General features: G+C 71.1%; 17 protein-coding genes. 16 read left to right on the top strand and 1 reads right to left on the bottom strand.

Annotation, left to right across the window (positions count from 1 at the left end; genetic code table 11):
* Nucleotides 1–10: 10 nt before the first annotated feature.
* The 3 genes from ABTY62_RS11000 to nusB are packed head-to-tail and all read left to right on the top strand — an operon-like array spanning nt 11 to nt 2,207.
* Nucleotides 11–1,126: an aminopeptidase P family protein gene (locus tag ABTY62_RS11000; protein WP_352129132.1), complete on the top strand. Its 1,116-nt coding sequence runs from the start codon at nt 11–13 to the stop codon at nt 1,124–1,126.
* A 59-nt stretch (nt 1,127–1,185) separates the two neighbouring features.
* The gene (gene efp / locus ABTY62_RS10995) at nt 1,186–1,752 is read left to right on the top strand and encodes an elongation factor P (protein WP_352129131.1); all 567 of its coding nucleotides are present in this window, start codon (nt 1,186–1,188) and stop codon (nt 1,750–1,752) included.
* 2 nt (nt 1,753–1,754) lie between these two features.
* Entirely contained in the window at nt 1,755–2,207 is a 453-nt protein-coding gene (gene nusB / locus ABTY62_RS10990) for a transcription antitermination factor NusB (protein WP_311725819.1), read from the top strand.
* A gap of 138 nt (nt 2,208–2,345) precedes the next feature.
* On the opposite strand, the gene bldD is transcribed toward nusB, so the two are convergent.
* Complete coding sequence (bldD, locus tag ABTY62_RS10985; protein ID WP_014056259.1) at nt 2,346–2,846, bottom strand: transcriptional regulator BldD; 501 nt, start codon at nt 2,844–2,846, stop codon at nt 2,346–2,348.
* 196 nt (nt 2,847–3,042) lie between these two features.
* Between bldD and pyrR the strand changes: the two genes are divergently transcribed.
* From pyrR to metK, 13 genes are all read left to right on the top strand, one after another.
* A complete protein-coding gene (gene pyrR / locus ABTY62_RS10980; protein ID WP_352129130.1) occupies nt 3,043–3,636 on the top strand; it encodes a bifunctional pyr operon transcriptional regulator/uracil phosphoribosyltransferase PyrR in 594 nt (197 codons plus the stop codon).
* 167 nt (nt 3,637–3,803) lie between these two features.
* Entirely contained in the window at nt 3,804–4,781 is a 978-nt protein-coding gene (locus ABTY62_RS10975) for an aspartate carbamoyltransferase catalytic subunit (protein WP_311725822.1), read from the top strand.
* A 2-nt stretch (nt 4,782–4,783) separates the two neighbouring features.
* Nucleotides 4,784–6,079 (top strand): dihydroorotase, encoded by a 1,296-nt coding sequence (locus tag ABTY62_RS10970; protein ID WP_352129129.1) that lies wholly within the window; start codon nt 4,784–4,786, stop codon nt 6,077–6,079.
* A 5-nt stretch (nt 6,080–6,084) separates the two neighbouring features.
* A complete protein-coding gene (locus ABTY62_RS10965) occupies nt 6,085–6,705 on the top strand; it encodes a PH-like domain-containing protein (protein WP_352129352.1) in 621 nt (206 codons plus the stop codon).
* Nucleotides 6,702–7,850 carry a glutamine-hydrolyzing carbamoyl-phosphate synthase small subunit gene (gene carA, locus ABTY62_RS10960; RefSeq protein ID WP_352129128.1) on the top strand — a complete coding sequence of 383 codons (1,149 nt, stop codon included), beginning with the start codon at nt 6,702–6,704 and terminating at the stop codon, nt 7,848–7,850. The genes ABTY62_RS10965 and carA overlap by 4 nt, the downstream gene beginning before the upstream one ends.
* Complete coding sequence (gene carB, locus ABTY62_RS10955; RefSeq protein WP_352129127.1) at nt 7,843–11,154, top strand: carbamoyl-phosphate synthase large subunit; 3,312 nt, start codon at nt 7,843–7,845, stop codon at nt 11,152–11,154. Before carA ends, carB begins: the two co-directional genes overlap by 8 nt.
* Before the next feature lie 83 nt (nt 11,155–11,237).
* The gene (locus ABTY62_RS10950) at nt 11,238–12,356 is read left to right on the top strand and encodes a quinone-dependent dihydroorotate dehydrogenase (protein ID WP_352129126.1); all 1,119 of its coding nucleotides are present in this window, start codon (nt 11,238–11,240) and stop codon (nt 12,354–12,356) included.
* Nucleotides 12,357–12,562: 206 nt separating this feature from the next.
* Nucleotides 12,563–13,423 (top strand): orotidine-5'-phosphate decarboxylase, encoded by an 861-nt coding sequence (pyrF, locus tag ABTY62_RS10945; RefSeq protein WP_352129125.1) that lies wholly within the window; start codon nt 12,563–12,565, stop codon nt 13,421–13,423.
* A 205-nt stretch (nt 13,424–13,628) separates the two neighbouring features.
* The gene (locus ABTY62_RS10940) at nt 13,629–13,952 is read left to right on the top strand and encodes an integration host factor (RefSeq protein WP_055492888.1); all 324 of its coding nucleotides are present in this window, start codon (nt 13,629–13,631) and stop codon (nt 13,950–13,952) included.
* A 38-nt stretch (nt 13,953–13,990) separates the two neighbouring features.
* Nucleotides 13,991–14,584, top strand: a complete 594-nt coding sequence (gene gmk, locus ABTY62_RS10935; protein ID WP_352129124.1) for a guanylate kinase — start codon at nt 13,991–13,993, stop codon at nt 14,582–14,584.
* 87 nt (nt 14,585–14,671) lie between these two features.
* Entirely contained in the window at nt 14,672–14,944 is a 273-nt protein-coding gene (rpoZ, locus tag ABTY62_RS10930) for a DNA-directed RNA polymerase subunit omega (protein ID WP_005319902.1), read from the top strand.
* Between the two features lie 113 nt (nt 14,945–15,057).
* Nucleotides 15,058–16,266 (top strand): bifunctional phosphopantothenoylcysteine decarboxylase/phosphopantothenate--cysteine ligase CoaBC, encoded by a 1,209-nt coding sequence (gene coaBC, locus ABTY62_RS10925; protein ID WP_352129123.1) that lies wholly within the window; start codon nt 15,058–15,060, stop codon nt 16,264–16,266.
* A 251-nt stretch (nt 16,267–16,517) separates the two neighbouring features.
* Nucleotides 16,518–17,726, top strand: a complete 1,209-nt coding sequence (metK, locus tag ABTY62_RS10920; RefSeq protein ID WP_352129122.1) for a methionine adenosyltransferase — start codon at nt 16,518–16,520, stop codon at nt 17,724–17,726.
* The last annotated feature ends 27 nt before the right edge of the window (nt 17,727–17,753 follow it).

Here is a 17,753-nt window from a genome sequence, read left to right as displayed (position 1 = left end):
CGCTCGGAGCATGTCCCAGGCGTACGCGGCCCGACGTGCCCGACTGCGCGATCAGTGCGCGGTGGCGGGCAGTGAGGCCGCGCTGGTCTCCCGGCCCGCCAATGTGCGCTATCTGTGCGGCGCCGCCGTGCCGCCCGGCGCCGTGCTGCTGCTGGGGCCGGTCCAGGATGTGCTGGTGGCGCCGCTGACGCCGTCCTGGGAGCCGCTCCCCGGCGGCTCACCCCACCCCGAGGACCTGCGGATTCTGGTGCTGCCCGGCGAGAGCGGGGACCCGGCCGTGGCCGCCGCCGACCTGGCCGCCGCGGACGGGGCCGAGTCGCTGGCCGTCGAGGAGCACCATCTGACCGTGGCCCGCCACCGGGCGCTCGCCGCGGCCGTCCCGCCACTGCGCCTGGCGGATCTGAGCCGGGCCGTGGAGCAGCTGAGGCTGGTCAAGGACGAGGAGGAGATCTCCTGTCTGCGGATCGCCGCCGAGCTCGCCGACCAGGCGCTGGGCGAGCTGCTTGAGTCGATCCTGGTCGGCCGGACCGAGCGGCATCTGGCGCTGGAGCTGGAGCGCAGGCTGGTGGACCACGGCGCGGACGGCCCTGCCTTCCCCACGGTCGTGGCCACCGGTCCGAACTCGGGCCGGGCCGGGCACACGCCCACCGACCGGCGGGTCGAGGAGGGCGACTTTCTCACCATCGGCCTGGGCGCCGACTACCGCGGCTACCGCTGTGAGGTGGGGCGCACCTTTGTGATCGGCCCGTCGCCCGCCACCTGGCAGGTGGAGCTGTACGACGCGGTGTTCGCGGCGCAGCGGGCCGGACGGGAGGCGCTGGTGCCGGGCGCGGCCTGCCGGGATGTGGACCGGGCGACCCGGCAGGTGCTGGAGTTCGCGGGGTTCGGCGAGGGGCTGGCACGGCGGATGGGACACGGCGTGGGCCTGGAAATCGACGAGGACCCTCGGCTGGCACCCGCGGCCATGGGTAAACTGGACGCTTGTGTGCCGGTCACTGTCGAACCGGGGGTCCACCTCCCGGGCCGGGGCGGTGTCCGGATCGATGACACGCTCGTCGTCCGCTCCGAGGCGGACGGCGGACCCGAGCTACTCACCATCACGACCAAGGAGCTGCTCGCGCTCTGACTGTGGAGCGTCGCATCTTTCTGGTTTCCACCAGCTGTAGTCCAGGAGATCCCGCAACCGTGGCATCCACGAACGACCTCAAGAATGGCCTGGTGCTCAAGCTCGACGGGGGCCAGCTCTGGTCCGTCGTCGAGTTCCAGCACGTCAAGCCCGGCAAGGGCCCTGCTTTCGTCCGCACCAAGCTCAAGAACGTGCTCTCCGGCAAGGTGGTCGACAAGACCTTCAACGCCGGCGTGAAGGTCGAGACGGCAGTTGTCGACAAGCGCGGCATGCAGTTCTCGTACAAGGACGGCGAGAGCTTCGTGTTCATGGACATGGACACCTTCGACCAGATCTACATCACCCCCGAGGTGGTCGGCGACAACGCCCGCTATCTGCTCGAGGGCTTCGAGGCCGTCGTGGCGATGTACGAGGGCAACCCGCTGTACGTCGAGCTGCCGGCCGCGGTCGAGCTGGTGATCGAGTACACCGAGCCGGGCGTCCAGGGCGACCGCTCCACCGGCGGCACCAAGCCCGCCAAGCTGGAGACCGGCTATGAGATCGGTGTCCCGCTGTTCATCACCACCGGTGAGAAGATCAAGGTCGACACCCGTTCCGGTGAGTACCTCGGTCGGGTGAACAACTAACCGTGGCCGCCCGCAACAAGGCCCGCAAGCGTGCCTTCCAGATCCTTTTCGAGGCCGATCAGCGTGGCACCTCCGTGCAGACGGTCCTCGCGGACTGGATCCGGCACGCCCGGACCGACGACCGGCAGCCGCCGGTCAGCGAATACACGATGCAGCTCGTCGAGGGGTACGCCCAGTACACGGCCCGGATCGACGAGCTGATCTCCACCTACGCGGTGGGCTGGACGCTGGACCGGATGCCGGTCGTCGACCGGAACATCCTGCGGCTCGGCGCCTACGAACTGGTGTGGGAGGACGAGACCCCGGACGCGGTGGTGATCGACGAGGCGGTGCAGCTCGCCAAGGAGTTCTCCACCGATGACTCGCCGGCCTTCGTCAACGGGCTCCTGGGCCGCTTCAAGGAGCTGAAGCCGAGCTTGCGCAGGGGCGAGCAGGAGTCCTCCTCGGAGGCCTGAGCGCACACGCACAGAGCGCACCAAGCCGCCGGGGGCGGTGGAACCGGATGGTCCCACCGCCCCCGGCGGCACGTTTCTGCTGGTCGTTGACGTTATCTGATGGCTCTGCCGACAACTCCCAAGAGGCCGCGCGCGGCGTCAGACGTCCTCGTGCTGGACGGCCCGGCGCGCATCCGCGCCCAGCACACCCCAGCTGATCAGCTGCTCGGTGAGCACCGAAGGCGACTGGTCGTAGATCACGGCGAGGGTGCGCAGGTCGTCCTGGCGGATCGACAGCACCTTGCCGTTGTAATCACCGCGCTGGCTCTGGATCGTGGCGGCATATCGCTGGAGCGGGCCCGCCTTCTCGACCGGCACATGGGCCAGCCGCTCGAGGTCCAGCACCAGCTTGGGCGGCGGCTCTGCGGCCCCCGCCGGGCTGGTGCCCGGGAGAAGCTCCTGGACCGGGACGCCGTAGAAGTCGGCCAACTCGGCGAGGCGCTGCACGGTCACGGCACGGTCCCCGCGCTCGTACGAGCCGACCACGACGGCCTTCCAGCGGCCCTGGGACTTCTCCTCGACACCGTGAAGGGAGAGGCCCTGCTGGGTGCGGATGGCACGGAGCTTGGCTCCGAGCTGTTTGGCGTATTCGCTGGACATAAAGCTCCCCGGACGAAGACTGGTAACTCACTGTGAGGTTACGCAGCGTAATCTCCATTCGTCAAGCCGAACGGTGCGCAGGGGCCACCGCCAGGGGTGATGCCGGGCCGCCGGCCCACCCCTGCTAATGTGAATGGCGCAAATCCGACGTCCTTTAAGGTCCGTCCCGTGAGGCGGAGAAGGAGGTCCGTTTCGTATGGACGCACGTACCACCAACGCGGCCGACGCGGCGCGCTCCGTGCTCGAGGCACCGGACATCGCCCGCGTTCTGACCCGCATCGCCCACGAGATCGTCGAGCGCGCCAAGGGCGCCGACGACGTGGTGCTGCTCGGCATCCCGACCCGGGGTGTGCACCTCGCCCGGCGGCTGGCCACCCGGCTCGAGGAGATCACCGGCAGGGCCCCCGGCCAGGTTCCGGTCGGCTCGCTCGACATCACCATGTACCGCGACGACCTGAGGCTGCGCCCGGCCCGCGCGCTCGCCCGCACCGACATTCCCGGTGACGGCATCGACGGCCGCCTGGTGGTCCTGGTCGACGATGTGCTCTTCTCGGGCCGCACCATCCGCGCCGCGCTCGACGCCCTGGGCGACATCGGCCGGCCCCGCGCCGTCCAGCTCGCGGTCCTGGTCGACCGCGGCCACCGCGAGCTGCCGATCCGCGCCGACTACGTCGGCAAGAACCTCCCCACGTCGCTGCGGGAGACGGTCAAGGTCCAGCTCACCGAGGAGGACGGCCGCGACAGCGTGCTCCTCGGCGTGCGCGGGACCGCCCCCGCGGACGGGCAGTAGCCCCGCCCGGAGCCGCCGCGGCACGGAGTCGGCCCCTCGGCCGCCGATGGACCCGCCGGACCCACCGGAGCCCCGGTGGACCGCCCGGGGCCCGGTACGCCAGCCACGACGCCGTCCCGCGCGCCCGCCGCACGCCTGAACATCTCCCTCACCCACGGAGCAACCGGATGAAGCGCCACCTCATCTCGGCCGCCGATCTCACGCGCGACGACGCCGTCCTGATCCTCGACACCGCCGAGGAGCTGGCCCGTATCGCCGACCGGCCGATCAAGAAACTGCCGACCCTGCGCGGCCGTACCGTCGTCAACCTCTTCTTCGAGGACTCCACCCGCACCCGCATCTCGTTCGAGGCGGCCGCCAAGCGGCTGTCCGCCGACGTCATCAACTTCTCCGCCAAGGGCTCCTCGGTCTCCAAGGGCGAGTCCCTGAAGGACACCGCGCTCACCCTGGAGGCCATGGGCGCCGACGCCGTGGTCATCCGCCACCACGACTCCGGCGCCCCGCACCGGCTGGCCACCTCCGGCTGGATCGGCGGCTCGGTCGTCAACGCCGGGGACGGCACCCATGAGCACCCCACCCAGGCGCTGCTCGACGCCTTCACCATGCGCCGCCATCTGACCTCGGGCAGCGGCCAGGACCTGGCGGGCCGCCGGATCACCATCGTCGGCGACATCCTGCACAGCCGGGTCGCCCGCTCCAACGTCCATCTGCTGTCCACCCTGGGCGCCGAGGTGACCCTGGTCGCCCCGCCGACCCTGGTGCCCTTCGCCGTCGAGAGCTGGCCGTGCGAGGTCTCGTACGACCTCGACGCGGTGGTCGGCAAGTCCGACGCCGTGATGATGCTGCGCGTCCAGCGCGAGCGCATGAACGACGCCTTCTTCCCCACCGAGCGCGAGTACGCGCGCCGGTACGGCCTTGACGGCGACCGGATGGCCCGCATGCCCGAGCACGCCATCGTCATGCACCCCGGCCCCATGAACCGCGGCATGGAGATCACCGCCGAGGTCGCGGACTCCGACCGCTGCACCGCCGTCGAGCAGGTCGCCAACGGCGTCTCGATCCGCATGGCCGTCCTGTATCTGCTGCTCGGCGGGAACGAGCCCGCCGTCGCCACGTCCCGCACCGCCACCGAGGAGAGCAAGTAACCATGAGCGACACCGACAAGACCCTCCTCCGCGGCGCGAAGGTCCTCGGCGGCGAGGCGCGTGACGTGCTCATCGAGGGCGAGCGGATCGCGGCCGTCGGCACCGGCATCGACGCGGGCGACGCCACCGTGATCGACGCCGCCGGGCAGATCCTGCTGCCCGGCCTGGTCGACCTTCACACCCATCTGCGCGAGCCCGGCCGCGAGGACTCCGAGACCGTCCTCACCGGCACCCGCGCGGCCGCCTCGGGCGGCTTCACCGCCGTCCACGCCATGGCCAACACCTTCCCGGTCGCCGACACCGCGGGCGTCGTGGAGCAGGTGTGGCGGCTCGGCAAGGAGTCCGGCTACTGCGACGTACAACCCGTCGGCGCCGTCACCGTCGGCCTGGAGGGCAAGAAACTCGCCGAGCTGGGCGCCATGCACGACTCCGCCGCGGGCGTGCGGGTCTTCTCCGACGACGGCAAGTGCGTGGACGACGCCGTGATCATGCGCCGCGCCCTGGAGTATGTGAAGGCCTTCGACGGGGTCATCGCCCAGCACGCGCAGGAGCCGCGGCTGACCGAGGGCGCCCAGATGAACGAGGGCGTGGTCTCCGCCGAGCTCGGCCTCGGCGGCTGGCCGGCCGTCGCCGAGGAGTCGATCATCGCCCGCGATGTGCTGCTCGCCGCCCACGTCGGCTCCCGGGTGCACATCTGCCATCTGTCCACCGCGGGCTCGGTCGAGATCGTCCGCTGGGCCAAGTCCAAGGGCTGGAACGTCACCGCCGAGGTCACCCCGCACCACCTGCTGCTCACCGACGAGCTCGTACGCTCCTACAACCCCGTCTACAAGGTGAACCCGCCGCTGCGCACCGAGACCGACGTCATGGCGCTGCGCGAGGCGCTCGCCGACGGCACCATCGACTGCGTCGCCACCGACCACGCCCCGCACCCGCACGAGGACAAGGACTGCGAGTGGGGCGCGGCGGCCATGGGCATGGTCGGCCTGGAGACCGCGCTCTCCGTCGTCCAGCACACCATGGTCGACACCGGCCTGCTGGACTGGGCGGGCGTGGCCGACCGGATGTCGCACCGCCCCTCGGCCATCGGCCGGCTTGCGGGCCACGGGCGCCCCATCGCGCCCGGGGAGCCCGCCAACCTCACGCTGCTCGACTCCGCATACCGTGGTGTGGTGAACCCCGCGGGCTTCGCCTCGCGCAGCCGCAACACTCCCTACGAGGGCCGTGAACTGCCGGGCCGTGTGACGTACACCTTCCTGCGGGGCCGGGCGACGGTCGTGGACGGGAAACTGGCGTGAAACCTCTGATCAATGCGGTCGATCCGGCGGCGGGCCACCTGGTGCGCCTGGCGGCCGAGCAGAAGTCGCAGGACGTGACGGACTGGGCCGCGCGCATCGGCTGGGTCGTGGGTCTGCTGCTCTTCATCGCGCTCGTCTACTGGCTGATGCGCGAGGGGTGGAAGTGGCGGGGCACGCTCCAGGGCGATCTGCCCGAGCTGCCGCAGCCCCCGGCCCCCGACGAGCTCGGGCCCGCCCGGCTGTCCCTGGCCGGCCGCTACCACGGCTCGACCACCGCCGGGCAGTGGCTCGACCGGATCGTCGCCCAGGGCCTGGGCACCCGCAGCCGCGTCGAGCTCACCCTGACCGTGGAGGGCCTGGCGGTCGTACGCCCCGGGGCGCGCGACTTCTTCATCCCGGCCGGCAGCCTCCGCGGCGCCCGGCTCGACAAGGGCATCGCCGGCAAGGTCCTCGCCGAGGGCGGCCTGCTGGTGATCACCTGGCAGCTGGGCGACCGCCTGATCGACTCCGGCTTCCGCTCCGACCGCGCGGCCGAGCACACCGCGTGGGTGGATGCCCTCACCGAACTTTCCGGCGGCCCCAGCGACGCGGCCGCCACCTCGCACGACATGGAAGGCGCACGATGACCACCTCCACCAGGGGTGCCAGAACCCCAGCAGTCCTCGTCCTGGAGGACGGCCGCACCTTCCGCGGCCGCGCCTACGGGGCCGTGGGGGAGACCTTCGGCGAGGCGGTGTTCTCCACCGGCATGACCGGCTACCAGGAGACCCTGACCGACCCCTCGTACCACCGGCAGGTCGTGGTCATGACCGCCCCGCACGTCGGCAACACCGGCGTCAACGACGAGGACCCGGAGTCCAGGCGGATCTGGGTCTCGGGCTATGTGGTCCGCGACCCCGCCCGGGTGCCCTCCAACTGGCGCTCGCGCCGCTCCCTGGACGAGGAGCTGGCGGCCCAGGGCGTCGTCGGCATCAGCGGCATCGACACCCGCGCGCTCACCCGCCATCTGCGCGAGCGCGGCGCCATGCGGGTCGGCATCTTCTCCGGCGAGGCGGTGGCCGGCGGGGCCGATGAGGCTTCGCTGCTGGCCAAGGTGCGCGCCGTGCCGGAGATGAAGGGCGCGGACCTCAGCGGTGAGGTCGCCACCACGGAGCGTTATGTCGTCCCCGCGATCGGCACCAAGCGCTTCACCGTCGCCGCGGTCGACCTGGGCATCAAGGGCATGACCCCGCACCGGATGGCCGAGCGCGGCATCGAGGTGCACGTGCTGCCCGCGACCGCCACGGTCGAGGACGTCTACGCCGTCAGCCCGGACGGGGTGTTCTTCTCCAACGGCCCGGGCGACCCGGCCACCGCCGACCACCCGGTCTCCGTGATGCGGGCGGTCCTGGAGCGCGGCACACCGCTGTTCGGCATCTGCTTCGGCAACCAGATCCTCGGCCGCGCGCTGGGCTTCGGCACCTACAAGCTGAAGTACGGCCACCGCGGCATCAACCAGCCGGTCCAGGACCGCACCACCGGCAAGGTCGAGGTCACCGCGCACAACCACGGCTTCGCCGTGGACGCCCCGCTGGACGGGCCCTCCGACACCCCCTACGGGCGGGTCGAGGTCTCCCACGTGTGCCTCAACGACAACGTGGTCGAGGGCCTCCAACTGCTCGACCGCCCCGCGTTCAGCGTCCAGTACCACCCCGAGGCCGCCGCCGGCCCGCACGACGCGGCCTACCTGTTCGACCGCTTTGTCTCCCTGATGGAGGGCCAGCGTGCCTAAGCGCACCGACATCCAGTCCGTTCTGGTCATCGGCTCCGGCCCGATCGTCATCGGCCAGGCCGCCGAATTCGACTACTCCGGCACCCAGGCCTGCCGCGTCCTCAAGGCGGAGGGGCTGCGGGTCGTCCTGGTCAACTCCAACCCGGCGACGATCATGACCGACCCGGAGATCGCCGACGCCACGTATGTCGAGCCGATCACCCCGGAGTTCGTCGAGAAGATCATCGCCAAGGAGCGCCCCGACGCGCTGCTGCCCACCCTCGGCGGGCAGACGGCCCTCAACACCGCGATCTCCCTGCACGAGGCGGGCACCCTCGAGAAGTACGGCGTCGAACTGATCGGCGCCAACGTCGAGGCCATCCACAAGGGCGAGGACCGCGACCTCTTCAAGGCGGTCGTGGAGGCCGTCCGCACCAAGATCGGCCACGGCGAGTCCGCCCGCTCGGTCATCTGCCACTCCATGGACGACATCCTCGCGGGCGTCGAGACGCTCGGCGGCTACCCCGTCGTCGTACGTCCCTCCTTCACCATGGGCGGCGCCGGCTCCGGCTTCGCCCACGACGAGGAGGAGCTGCGCCGCATCGCCGGCCAGGGCCTGGCGCTCTCGCCCACCACCGAGGTGCTCCTCGAGGAGTCCATCCTCGGCTGGAAGGAGTACGAGCTGGAGCTGATGCGCGACAAGCACGACAACGTCGTGGTCGTCTGCTCCATCGAGAACTTCGACCCCATGGGCGTGCACACCGGCGACTCGATCACCGTCGCGCCCGCGATGACGCTGACCGACCGCGAGTACCAGGTGCTGCGCGACATCGGCATCGCCGTCATCCGCGAGGTCGGCGTCGACACCGGCGGCTGCAACATCCAGTTCGCGGTCAACCCCGACGACGGCCGGGTCATCGTCATCGAGATGAACCCGCGGGTCTCCCGGTCCTCGGCGCTCGCCTCCAAGGCGACCGGCTTCCCCATCGCCAAGATCGCGGCCAAGCTCGCCGTCGGCTACACCCTCGACGAGATCCCCAACGACATCACGCGGGAGACCCCGGCCTCCTTCGAGCCCACGCTCGACTATGTCGTCGTCAAGGTGCCGCGCTTCGCCTTCGAGAAGTTCCCGGCCGCCGACGCCCGCCTCACCACCACCATGAAGTCGGTCGGCGAGGCCATGGCCATCGGCCGCAACTTCACCGAGGCGCTCCAGAAGGCGCTGCGCTCGCTGGAGAAGAAGGGCAGCCAGTTCGACTTCACCGGCGACCCGGGCGACAAGGCGGAGCTGCTGGTCCGGGCCGAGGTCCCCACCGACGGCCGGATCAACACCGTGATGCAGGCCATCCGCGCCGGGGCCACCCCCGAGGAGGTCTTCGAGGCCACGAAGATCGACCCGTGGTTCGTCGACCAGCTCTTCCTGATCAAGGAGATCGCCGACGAGCTGGCGGCCGTCGAGAAGCTGGAGCCGGAGCTCCTCGCCGAGGCCAAGCGGCACGGCTTCTCCGACGCCCAGATCGCGGCCATCCGCTCGCTGCGCGAGGACGTCGTCCGCGAGGTGCGGCACGCACTGGGGGTGCGGCCCGTCTACAAGACCGTCGACACCTGCGCCGCCGAGTTCGCCGCCCGGACCCCGTACTTCTACTCCTCCTACGACGAGGAGTCCGAGGTCGCGCCCCGCGACAAGCCCGCCGTGATCATCCTGGGCTCGGGCCCCAACCGGATCGGCCAGGGCATCGAGTTCGACTACTCGTGTGTGCACGCCTCCTTCGCGCTGCACGACGCGGGCTACGAGACCGTCATGGTCAACTGCAACCCGGAGACCGTCTCCACCGACTACGACACCTCCGACCGGCTCTACTTCGAGCCGCTCACCCTGGAGGACGTCCTGGAGATCGTCCACGCCGAGCAGCAGGCGGGCCCCGTCGCGGGCGTCATCGTCCAGCTCGGCGGCCAGACCCCGCTGGGCCTGGCCCAGGCGCTCAAGGACAACGGCGTGCCGGTCGTCGGCACCTCGCCCGAGGCGATCAACCTCGCCGAGGAGCGCGGCGCCTTCGGCCGGGTGCTGACCGAGGCCGGGCTGCCCGCGCCCAAGTACGGCACCGCCTTCTCCTTCGCGGAGGCCAAGGGCATCGCCGCCGAGATCGGCTACCCGGTGATGGTCCGCCCCTCGTACGTGCTCGGCGGGCGCGGCATGGAGATCGTCTACGACGAGCCCTCCCTGGCCGCCTACCTGGAGCGGCACGCCGGGCTGATCTCCGAGCACCCGGTCCTCATCGACCGCTTCCTCGACGACGCCATCGAGATCGACGTGGACGCGCTCTACGACGGCCACGAGCTCTACCTCGGCGGCGTCATGGAGCACATCGAGGAGGCCGGTATCCACTCCGGCGACTCGGCCTGCGCGCTGCCCCCGATCACCCTCGGCGGCTTCGACATCAAGCGGCTGCGGGCCTCCACCGAGGCCATCGCGCGCGGCGTCGGGGTGCGCGGGCTGATCAACATCCAGTTCGCGATGGCCGGGGACATCCTGTACGTCCTGGAGGCGAACCCGCGCGCCTCCCGTACGGTCCCCTTCACCTCCAAGGCCACCGCCGTGCCGCTCGCCAAGGCCGCCGCCCGCATCTCGCTGGGCGCGACCATCGCCGAGCTGCGCGCCGAGGGCCTGCTGCCGAGCAGCGGCGACGGCGGCACGCTCCCGCTGGACGCGCCGATCTCCGTCAAGGAGGCCGTGATGCCGTGGAGCCGGTTCCGCGACGCGTCCGGGCGCGGCGTGGACACCGTCCTCGGCCCGGAGATGCGCTCCACCGGCGAGGTCATGGGCATCGACTCGGTCTTCGGCGCGGCGTACGCCAAGTCGCAGGCCGGGGCGTACGGGGCGCTGCCCAACAAGGGCCGCGCGTTCGTGTCCGTCGCCAACCGCGACAAGCGCTCGATGATCTTCCCGGCGCGCGAGCTGGTCGCCCTCGGCTTCGAGCTGCTGGCCACCTCCGGCACCGCCGAGGTGCTCAAGCGCAACGGCATCAACGCGACCGTGGTGCGCAAGCAGAGCGAGGGCGAGGGGCCGAACGGCGAGAAGACCATCGTCCAGCTCATCCACGACGGCGAGGTCGACCTGATCGTCAACACCCCCTACGGCACCGGCGGCCGGCTGGACGGCTACGACATCCGCACGGCGGCCGTCGCCCGCGCCATCCCCTGCCTGACCACGGTCCAGGCCCTCGCGGCCGCCGTCCAGGGCATCGAGGCGCTCGGCCGGGGCACGGTCGGCGTCCGGTCCCTTCAGGAGCACGCGGAGCATCTGACCGCGGCCCGCGCGCGGTAGCGGCGCAGGGCGCCGGGGCACCCGCCCCGGCGCCCGCTCGCCCCGTATCCGCCCCTGGCCCTCACCGTCGCAGAAAGCCCGCCATGTACCAGCTCTTCTTCCGTCTCGTCTTCCGCCATATGGACCCGGAGCGGGCGCACCACCTGGCCTTCGGCTGGATCCGGCTCGCCGCCCGCGTCCCGGTCCTGCGGACCTTCGTCGCGGCCCTCCTCGCACCGCGCCACCGGGCGCTGCGCACCGAGGCGCTCGGCCTCCGCATGCACGGGCCGTTCGGGCTCGCGGCCGGCTTCGACAAGAACGCCGTCGGCATCGACGGCATGGCCATGCTCGGCTTCGACCATGTCGAGATCGGCACCGTCACCGCCCAGCCGCAGCCCGGCAACCCCAAGAAGCGGCTGTTCCGCCTGGTCGCGGACCGTGCGCTGATCAACCGCATGGGCTTCAACAACGAGGGCTCGGCGGCCGTGGCCGCCCGGCTCGCGGCCCGCCGGGCCGGCCGCCCCGCCTTCCGGACCACGGTCGGCGTCAACATCGGCAAGACCAAGGTCGTCCCGGAGGCGGAGGCCGTCGCCGACTATGTGACCTCCACCGAGCGGCTCGCCACCCACGCCGACTACCTCGTCGTCAACGTGTCGTCGCCCAACACCCCCGGGCTGCGCGACCTCCAGGCCGTCGACCATCTGCGGCCCCTGCTGAGCGCCGTACGCGAGGCCGCGGACCGCATGGTCGACGGCCGCCGGGTGCCGCTCCTCGTCAAGATCGCCCCCGACCTCGCCGACGAGGACGTGGACGCGGTCGCCGACCTCGCGGTCGAGCTGGGCCTGGACGGCATCATCGCCACCAACACCACCATCGCCCGCGACGGCCTCGGCCTCGCCTCCGGCCCGGCGCTCACCGCCGAGACCGGCGGCCTGTCGGGCGCGCCCCTGAGGGCCCGCTCCCTGGAGGTGCTGCGCCGCCTGTACGCCCGCGTCGGCGACCGGATCACGCTGGTGGGGGTGGGCGGCATCGAGACCGCCGACGACGCCTGGGAGCGGATCCTGGCCGGGGCCACGCTGATCCAGGGCTACAGCGCCTTCATCTACGAGGGCCCGTTCTGGAGCCGCCGCATCCACCGCGGCCTCGCCGCCCGCCTCGCGGCCAGCCCGTACGCCACCCTCGCCGACGCGGTCGGCGCGACCGCCCCGAGCCCGACGCAGTAGCGGCTCCCTTCCCCGCACCCCACCCCTCCCCCACCCCGGGGCTGCACCCCGAACCCCGCCGGGGCTCGGCTGAGCCTGGGGGCTTGCCCAGGATCCGGTGGCGCCCGGGGGGCTGGAGGCGTGCCCCCAGGATCGGGGAGGGGCGGGAAGGGGACAGAAACTCACCCAGCACGCAGCCGCATCCCGCCACCCCAAGGAGAACCCCCGTGACCGACACCCCCGAACCCTTCGGTGCGCGCCTGCGCCACGCCATGGACGCGCGCGGCCCGCTGTGCGTCGGCATCGACCCGCACGCCTCGCTGCTCGCCGACTGGGGGCTCGGGGACGACGTCGCGGGCCTGGAGCGGTTCACCCGCACGGTCGTGGACGCCCTCGCCGAGCGGGTCGCGGTCCTCAAGCCGCAGTCCGCGTTCTTCGAGCGCTTCGGCTCGCGCGGCATCGCGGTGCTGGAGCGGGCCGTCGCGGACGCCCGGGCCGCCGGGGCGCTGGTGCTGATGGACGCCAAGCGCGGCGACATCGGCTCCACGATGGCCGCGTACGCCGAGGCGTACCTGGACCCGGGCAGCCCGCTGTTCTCGGACGCGGTCACCGTCAGCCCGTATCTGGGGTTCGGCTCGCTGCGCCCCGCGCTGGACGCGGCGCGGGCGAGCGGGGCCGGGGTGTTCGTGCTGGCGCTGACCTCCAACCCGGAGGGCGCCGAGGTGCAGCACGCGGTGCGGCCCGGCGGGGCGACGGTCGCCGCCACGGTGCTGGATCATCTTAGGGCGGAGAACGCCGAGGAGGCGCGCGCGGGCGGCCTCGGCTCGTACGGCGCGGTCGTCGGCGCGACGCTCAAGGACACCGCGGCGAAGGCGGGCGCGGATCTGGCGATCGGCGGGCCGCTGCTCGCTCCGGGCATCGGGGCCCAGGGCGCGACCCCCGAGGACCTCCCGGGGGTCTTCGGCGCGGCGGTGCGGAATGTGGTCCCCAGCGTCAGCCGAGGGGTGCTCCGGCACGGTCCGGACCCCGCTTCGCTCGCGTCGGCCGCGCTCCGAATGGCTGATCAAGTGCGTGCTGTGGCCGAATAAGCGGGTTATTTTGCCCCTAAATGTCCAAGTCGAGCGAGTCTGACCAGGACTTTTCGTCTGTTCTCGCTGACTGGAGCGGGATCGGCCGCTAGTCTCCGACCCAGAGCCAGCGCGCAGCTGCGTTGCGCGTTGCTCCCCAGGTGAGGGGCGACTAGGTTCCTCACCGGTCCGTATCCGACAGTTCGACATCCGAGGTGACGTAGGCGTGGCTCTTCCGCCCCTTACCCCTGAACAGCGCGCAGCCGCGCTCGAAAAGGCCGCCGCGGCTCGCCGGGAGCGCGCCGAGGTCAAGAATCGACTCAAGCACTCCGGCGCATCCCTGCACGAGGTCATCAAGCAGGGCCAGGAGAACGATGTCATCGGCAAGATGAAGGTGTCCGCTCTCCTGGAGTCCCTGCCTGGCGTCGGCAAGGTCCGCGCCAAGCAGATCATGGAGCGGCTCGGCATTTCCGAGAGCCGTCGTGTCCGCGGTCTGGGCTCCAACCAGATCGCATCGCTTGAGCGTGAGTTCGGCGGCGCCGCCAGCTGACGTTTCCAGGCACTCCCGGGAACCTGGATAATCGCTGCATGGCAGCACACTCCAGGGGGGCGACCCCCGTACCCCCGGACGCACGTCCGCGGCTGACCGTGCTCTCCGGCCCTTCCGGGGTCGGTAAGAGCACGGTCGTCGCTCATATGCGCAAAGCACACCCCGAGGTGTGGCTCTCGGTCTCGGCCACCACACGCAAGCCGCGCCCCGGCGAGCGCCACGGCGTCCAGTACTTCTTCGTGGACGACGGGGAGTTCGACAAGCTCATCGCCAACGGCGAGTTGCTGGAGTGGGCCGAGTTCGCGGGCAACCGCTACGGCACTCCGCGCGAGGCGGTCCAGGACCGCCTCGCCGCGGGTGAGCCGGTGCTGCTGGAGATCGACCTACAGGGTGCCCGTCAGGTCCGCGAGTCCATGCGGGACGCGCAGCTGGTCTTTCTGGCCCCGCCGAGCTGGGAGGAGCTGGTGCGCCGGCTCACCGGCCGGGGGACCGAGCCGCCCGAGGTGATCGAACAACGGCTCGAGGTCGCGAAGACCGAGCTGGCCGCCGAGCCCGAGTTCGATGTGACCTTGGTCAATACCTCCGTCGAGGACGTGGCGCAAGAGCTGCTAACCTTGATGCGAGTCGTTTGATCTTTCCTGGTCAGGGTGGCAAGCACAGAGCACCGACCGCCACGATCGAATTTCTCATTTCTTCACCACCCACTCGGAAGGCAGAGAGTGTCCTCTTCCATCACCGCGCCCGAGGGCATCATCAACCCGCCGATTGATGAGCTGCTCGAGGCCACCGACTCCAAGTACAGCCTGGTGATCTACGCGGCCAAGCGTGCCCGCCAGATCAACGCGTACTACTCGCAGCTCGGCGAGGGCCTGCTCGAGTACGTCGGCCCGCTGGTGGACACCCACGTCCACGAGAAGCCGCTGTCGATCGCGCTCCGCGAGATCAACGCCGGTCTGCTGACCTCCGAGGCCATCGAGGGCCCGGCCCAGTAGTCGGAACTCCCACCACGGGCCCGGCGGCATCCCCGCCGGGCCCGTGGTGTGTCATGGGTACGTACGCGACGGGGCAGCGCGCGACGGAGACGGAGCGCACGGAGAGGCGAGCGATGGACAAGCCCAAGGTCGTCCTGGGGGTCAGCGGCGGGATCGCCGCCTACAAGGCGTGCGAGCTGCTGCGCCGCCTCACCGAGTCGGGGCATGAGGTGCGGGTCGTGCCGACCGACTCGGCCCTGCACTTCGTCGGGGCCGCGACCTGGTCCGCCCTGTCCGGCAACCACGTGGCCACCGAGGTCTGGGACTCCGTCCACGAGGTCCCGCATGTGCGCATCGGCCAGTCCGCGGACCTGGTCGTGGTCGCCCCCGCCACCGCCGACCTGCTCGCCAAGGCCGCCCACGGCCTGGCCGACGACCTGCTCACCAACACCCTGCTCACCGCCCGATGTCCGGTGGTCTTCGCGCCCGCCATGCACACCGAGATGTGGGAGCACCCGGCCACCCAGGAGAACGTGGCCACGCTGCGCCGCCGCGGGGCCGTCGTCATCGAGCCCGCCGTCGGGCGGCTGACCGGCGTGGACACCGGCAAGGGCCGGCTGCCCGAGCCCGGCGAGATCTTCGAGGTCTGCCGCCGGGTGCTCGCCCGCGGCGCCGAGGAGAGGCGCCAGGACCTGGCCGGCCGCCATGTCGTGGTGAGCGCCGGGGGCACCCGCGAGCCCCTGGACCCGGTGCGCTTCCTGGGCAACCGCTCCTCCGGCAAGCAGGGCTACGCCCTGGCCAGGGCCGCCGTCGCCCGCGGCGCCCGGGTGACTTTGGTCTCGGCCAACAGCGAGCTGCCCGACCCGGCCGGGGCCGATGTGGTGCGGGTGGGCACCGCGGTGCAGCTGCGCGAGGCGGTGGTCAAGGCCGCCGCGGACGCCGACGCCGTGGTGATGGCCGCGGCCGTCGCCGACTTCCGGCCCGCGAAGTACGCCGAAGGCAAGATCAAGAAGCGGGACGGGCAGGAGCCGGAGCCGATCGTCCTGGTCCGCAACCCGGACGTGCTCGCGGAGATCTCCGCCGACCGCGCCCGGCCCGGACAGATCATCGTGGGCTTCGCCGCCGAGACCGACGACGTGCTCGCCAACGGGCGCGCCAAGCTCGCCCGCAAGGGGTGCGACCTGCTGGTCGTCAACGAGGTGGGGGAGCACAAGACCTTCGGCTCGGAGGCGAACGAGGCCGTGGTCCTGGCGGCCGACGGCACCGAGACCCCGGTGCCGTACGGGCCCAAGGAGATCCTCGCCGACACCGTCTGGGACCTGGTGGCCGGGCGTCTCGGCTGAGTGATCCGGTTCGGGTCGTCTTCGGTCATTTTCGGGCCATCAGTGGGAATGACACTTTCCTGCCTCACCGGCAAGGCTGATTTTCCGGTCGGGGAGAGGTATGTTCCAGGTCACGGCCTGCCCGTCCTGTGGACGGGGATGCTCGACCGGCCAGGGCGCCGGATAAACTGGCCGAGGAACCGCATCGGGCGCAGCTCCCGGGCGGTCCCAACCATGATCAGCCAGCAGCCGCTGCAACCCCAGGGAGCGATGTGTCCCGCCGCCTGTTCACCTCGGAATCAGTGACCGAGGGTCACCCCGACAAGATCGCTGACCAGATCAGCGACACCATTCTCGACGCGCTCCTGAAGGAGGACCCGACCTCCCGGGTCGCCGTCGAGACACTGATCACCACCGGCCTGGTGCATGTGGCCGGCGAGGTGACGACCAAGGCGTACGCACCGATCGCCACGCTCGTGCGCAACAAGATCCTCGAGATCGGCTACGACTCGTCGAAGAAGGGTTTCGACGGAGCCTCGTGCGGCGTCTCGGTGTCGATCGGCTCCCAGTCCCCGGACATCGCGCAGGGTGTGGACTCGGCCTATGAGGCCCGGGTGGAGGGTGACGAGGACGAGCTGGACAAGCAGGGCGCGGGCGACCAGGGCCTGATGTTCGGCTATGCCTGCGACGAGACGCCCGAGCTGATGCCGCTCCCGATCTCCCTGGCCCACCGGCTCTCGCGTCGCCTGTCCGATGTCCGCAAGAACGGGACCATCCCCTACCTGCGCCCGGACGGCAAGACGCAGGTCACCATCGAGTACGACGGCAACAAGGCGGTCCGCCTGGACACCGTGGTCGTCTCCTCGCAGCACGCCTCCGACATCGACCTGGACTCGCTGCTGGCACCGGACATCCGGGAGTTCGTGGTCGAGCACGTCCTCAACGAGCTCGTCGAGGACGGCATCAAGCTGGACACCGAGGGCTACCGCCTGCTGGTGAACCCGACCGGGCGGTTCGAGATCGGCGGTCCGATGGGTGACGCCGGCCTGACCGGCCGCAAGATCATCATCGACACCTACGGCGGCATGGCCCGCCACGGCGGCGGCGCCTTCTCCGGCAAGGACCCGTCCAAGGTCGACCGCTCGGCGGCGTACGCGATGCGCTGGGTCGCGAAGAACGTCGTGGCGGCCGGCCTGGCCTCGCGCTGCGAGGTGCAGGTGGCCTACGCGATCGGCAAGGCCGAGCCGGTCGGCCTGTTCGTCGAGACCTTCGGCACGGCCACGGTCGACGCCGAGAAGATCGAGCAGGCCATCTCCGAGGTCTTCGACCTCCGCCCGGCCGCGATCATCCGCGACCTGGACCTGCTGCGCCCGATCTACGCCCAGACGGCGGCGTACGGCCACTTCGGCCGCGAGCTGGAGGACTTCACCTGGGAGCGCACCGACCGCGTGGACGCGCTGCGCGCGGCCACGGGTCTGTAAGCACCCGCGCATCGAATTCGGACACCG

The organism is Streptomyces sp. NPDC097640 (genome assembly GCF_040302705.1).
Taxonomy (GTDB): domain Bacteria; phylum Actinomycetota; class Actinomycetes; order Streptomycetales; family Streptomycetaceae; genus Streptomyces.
The sequence above is the reverse complement of the archived record's forward strand: the minus strand, read 5'-3'. Positions and strand labels throughout refer to the sequence as shown.

What these genes read in the sequence shown, in the direction of transcription:
- pyrR (WP_352129130.1), top strand. Translation starts at nt 3,043, where the DNA reads ATGGACGCACGTACCACCAACGCGGCCGACGCGGCGCGCTCCGTGCTC.
- gmk (WP_352129124.1), top strand. Translation starts at nt 13,991, where the DNA reads ATGGCAGCACACTCCAGGGGGGCGACCCCCGTACCCCCGGACGCACGT.
- ABTY62_RS10970 (WP_352129129.1), top strand. Translation starts at nt 4,784, where the DNA reads ATGAGCGACACCGACAAGACCCTCCTCCGCGGCGCGAAGGTCCTCGGC.
- ABTY62_RS11000 (WP_352129132.1), top strand. Translation starts at nt 11, where the DNA reads ATGTCCCAGGCGTACGCGGCCCGACGTGCCCGACTGCGCGATCAGTGC.
- carA (WP_352129128.1), top strand. Translation starts at nt 6,702, where the DNA reads ATGACCACCTCCACCAGGGGTGCCAGAACCCCAGCAGTCCTCGTCCTG.
- ABTY62_RS10975 (WP_311725822.1), top strand. Translation starts at nt 3,804, where the DNA reads ATGAAGCGCCACCTCATCTCGGCCGCCGATCTCACGCGCGACGACGCC.
- ABTY62_RS10950 (WP_352129126.1), top strand. Translation starts at nt 11,238, where the DNA reads ATGTACCAGCTCTTCTTCCGTCTCGTCTTCCGCCATATGGACCCGGAG.
- coaBC (WP_352129123.1), top strand. Translation starts at nt 15,058, where the DNA reads ATGGACAAGCCCAAGGTCGTCCTGGGGGTCAGCGGCGGGATCGCCGCC.
- bldD (WP_014056259.1), bottom strand. Translation starts at nt 2,846, where the DNA reads ATGTCCAGCGAATACGCCAAACAGCTCGGAGCCAAGCTCCGTGCCATC.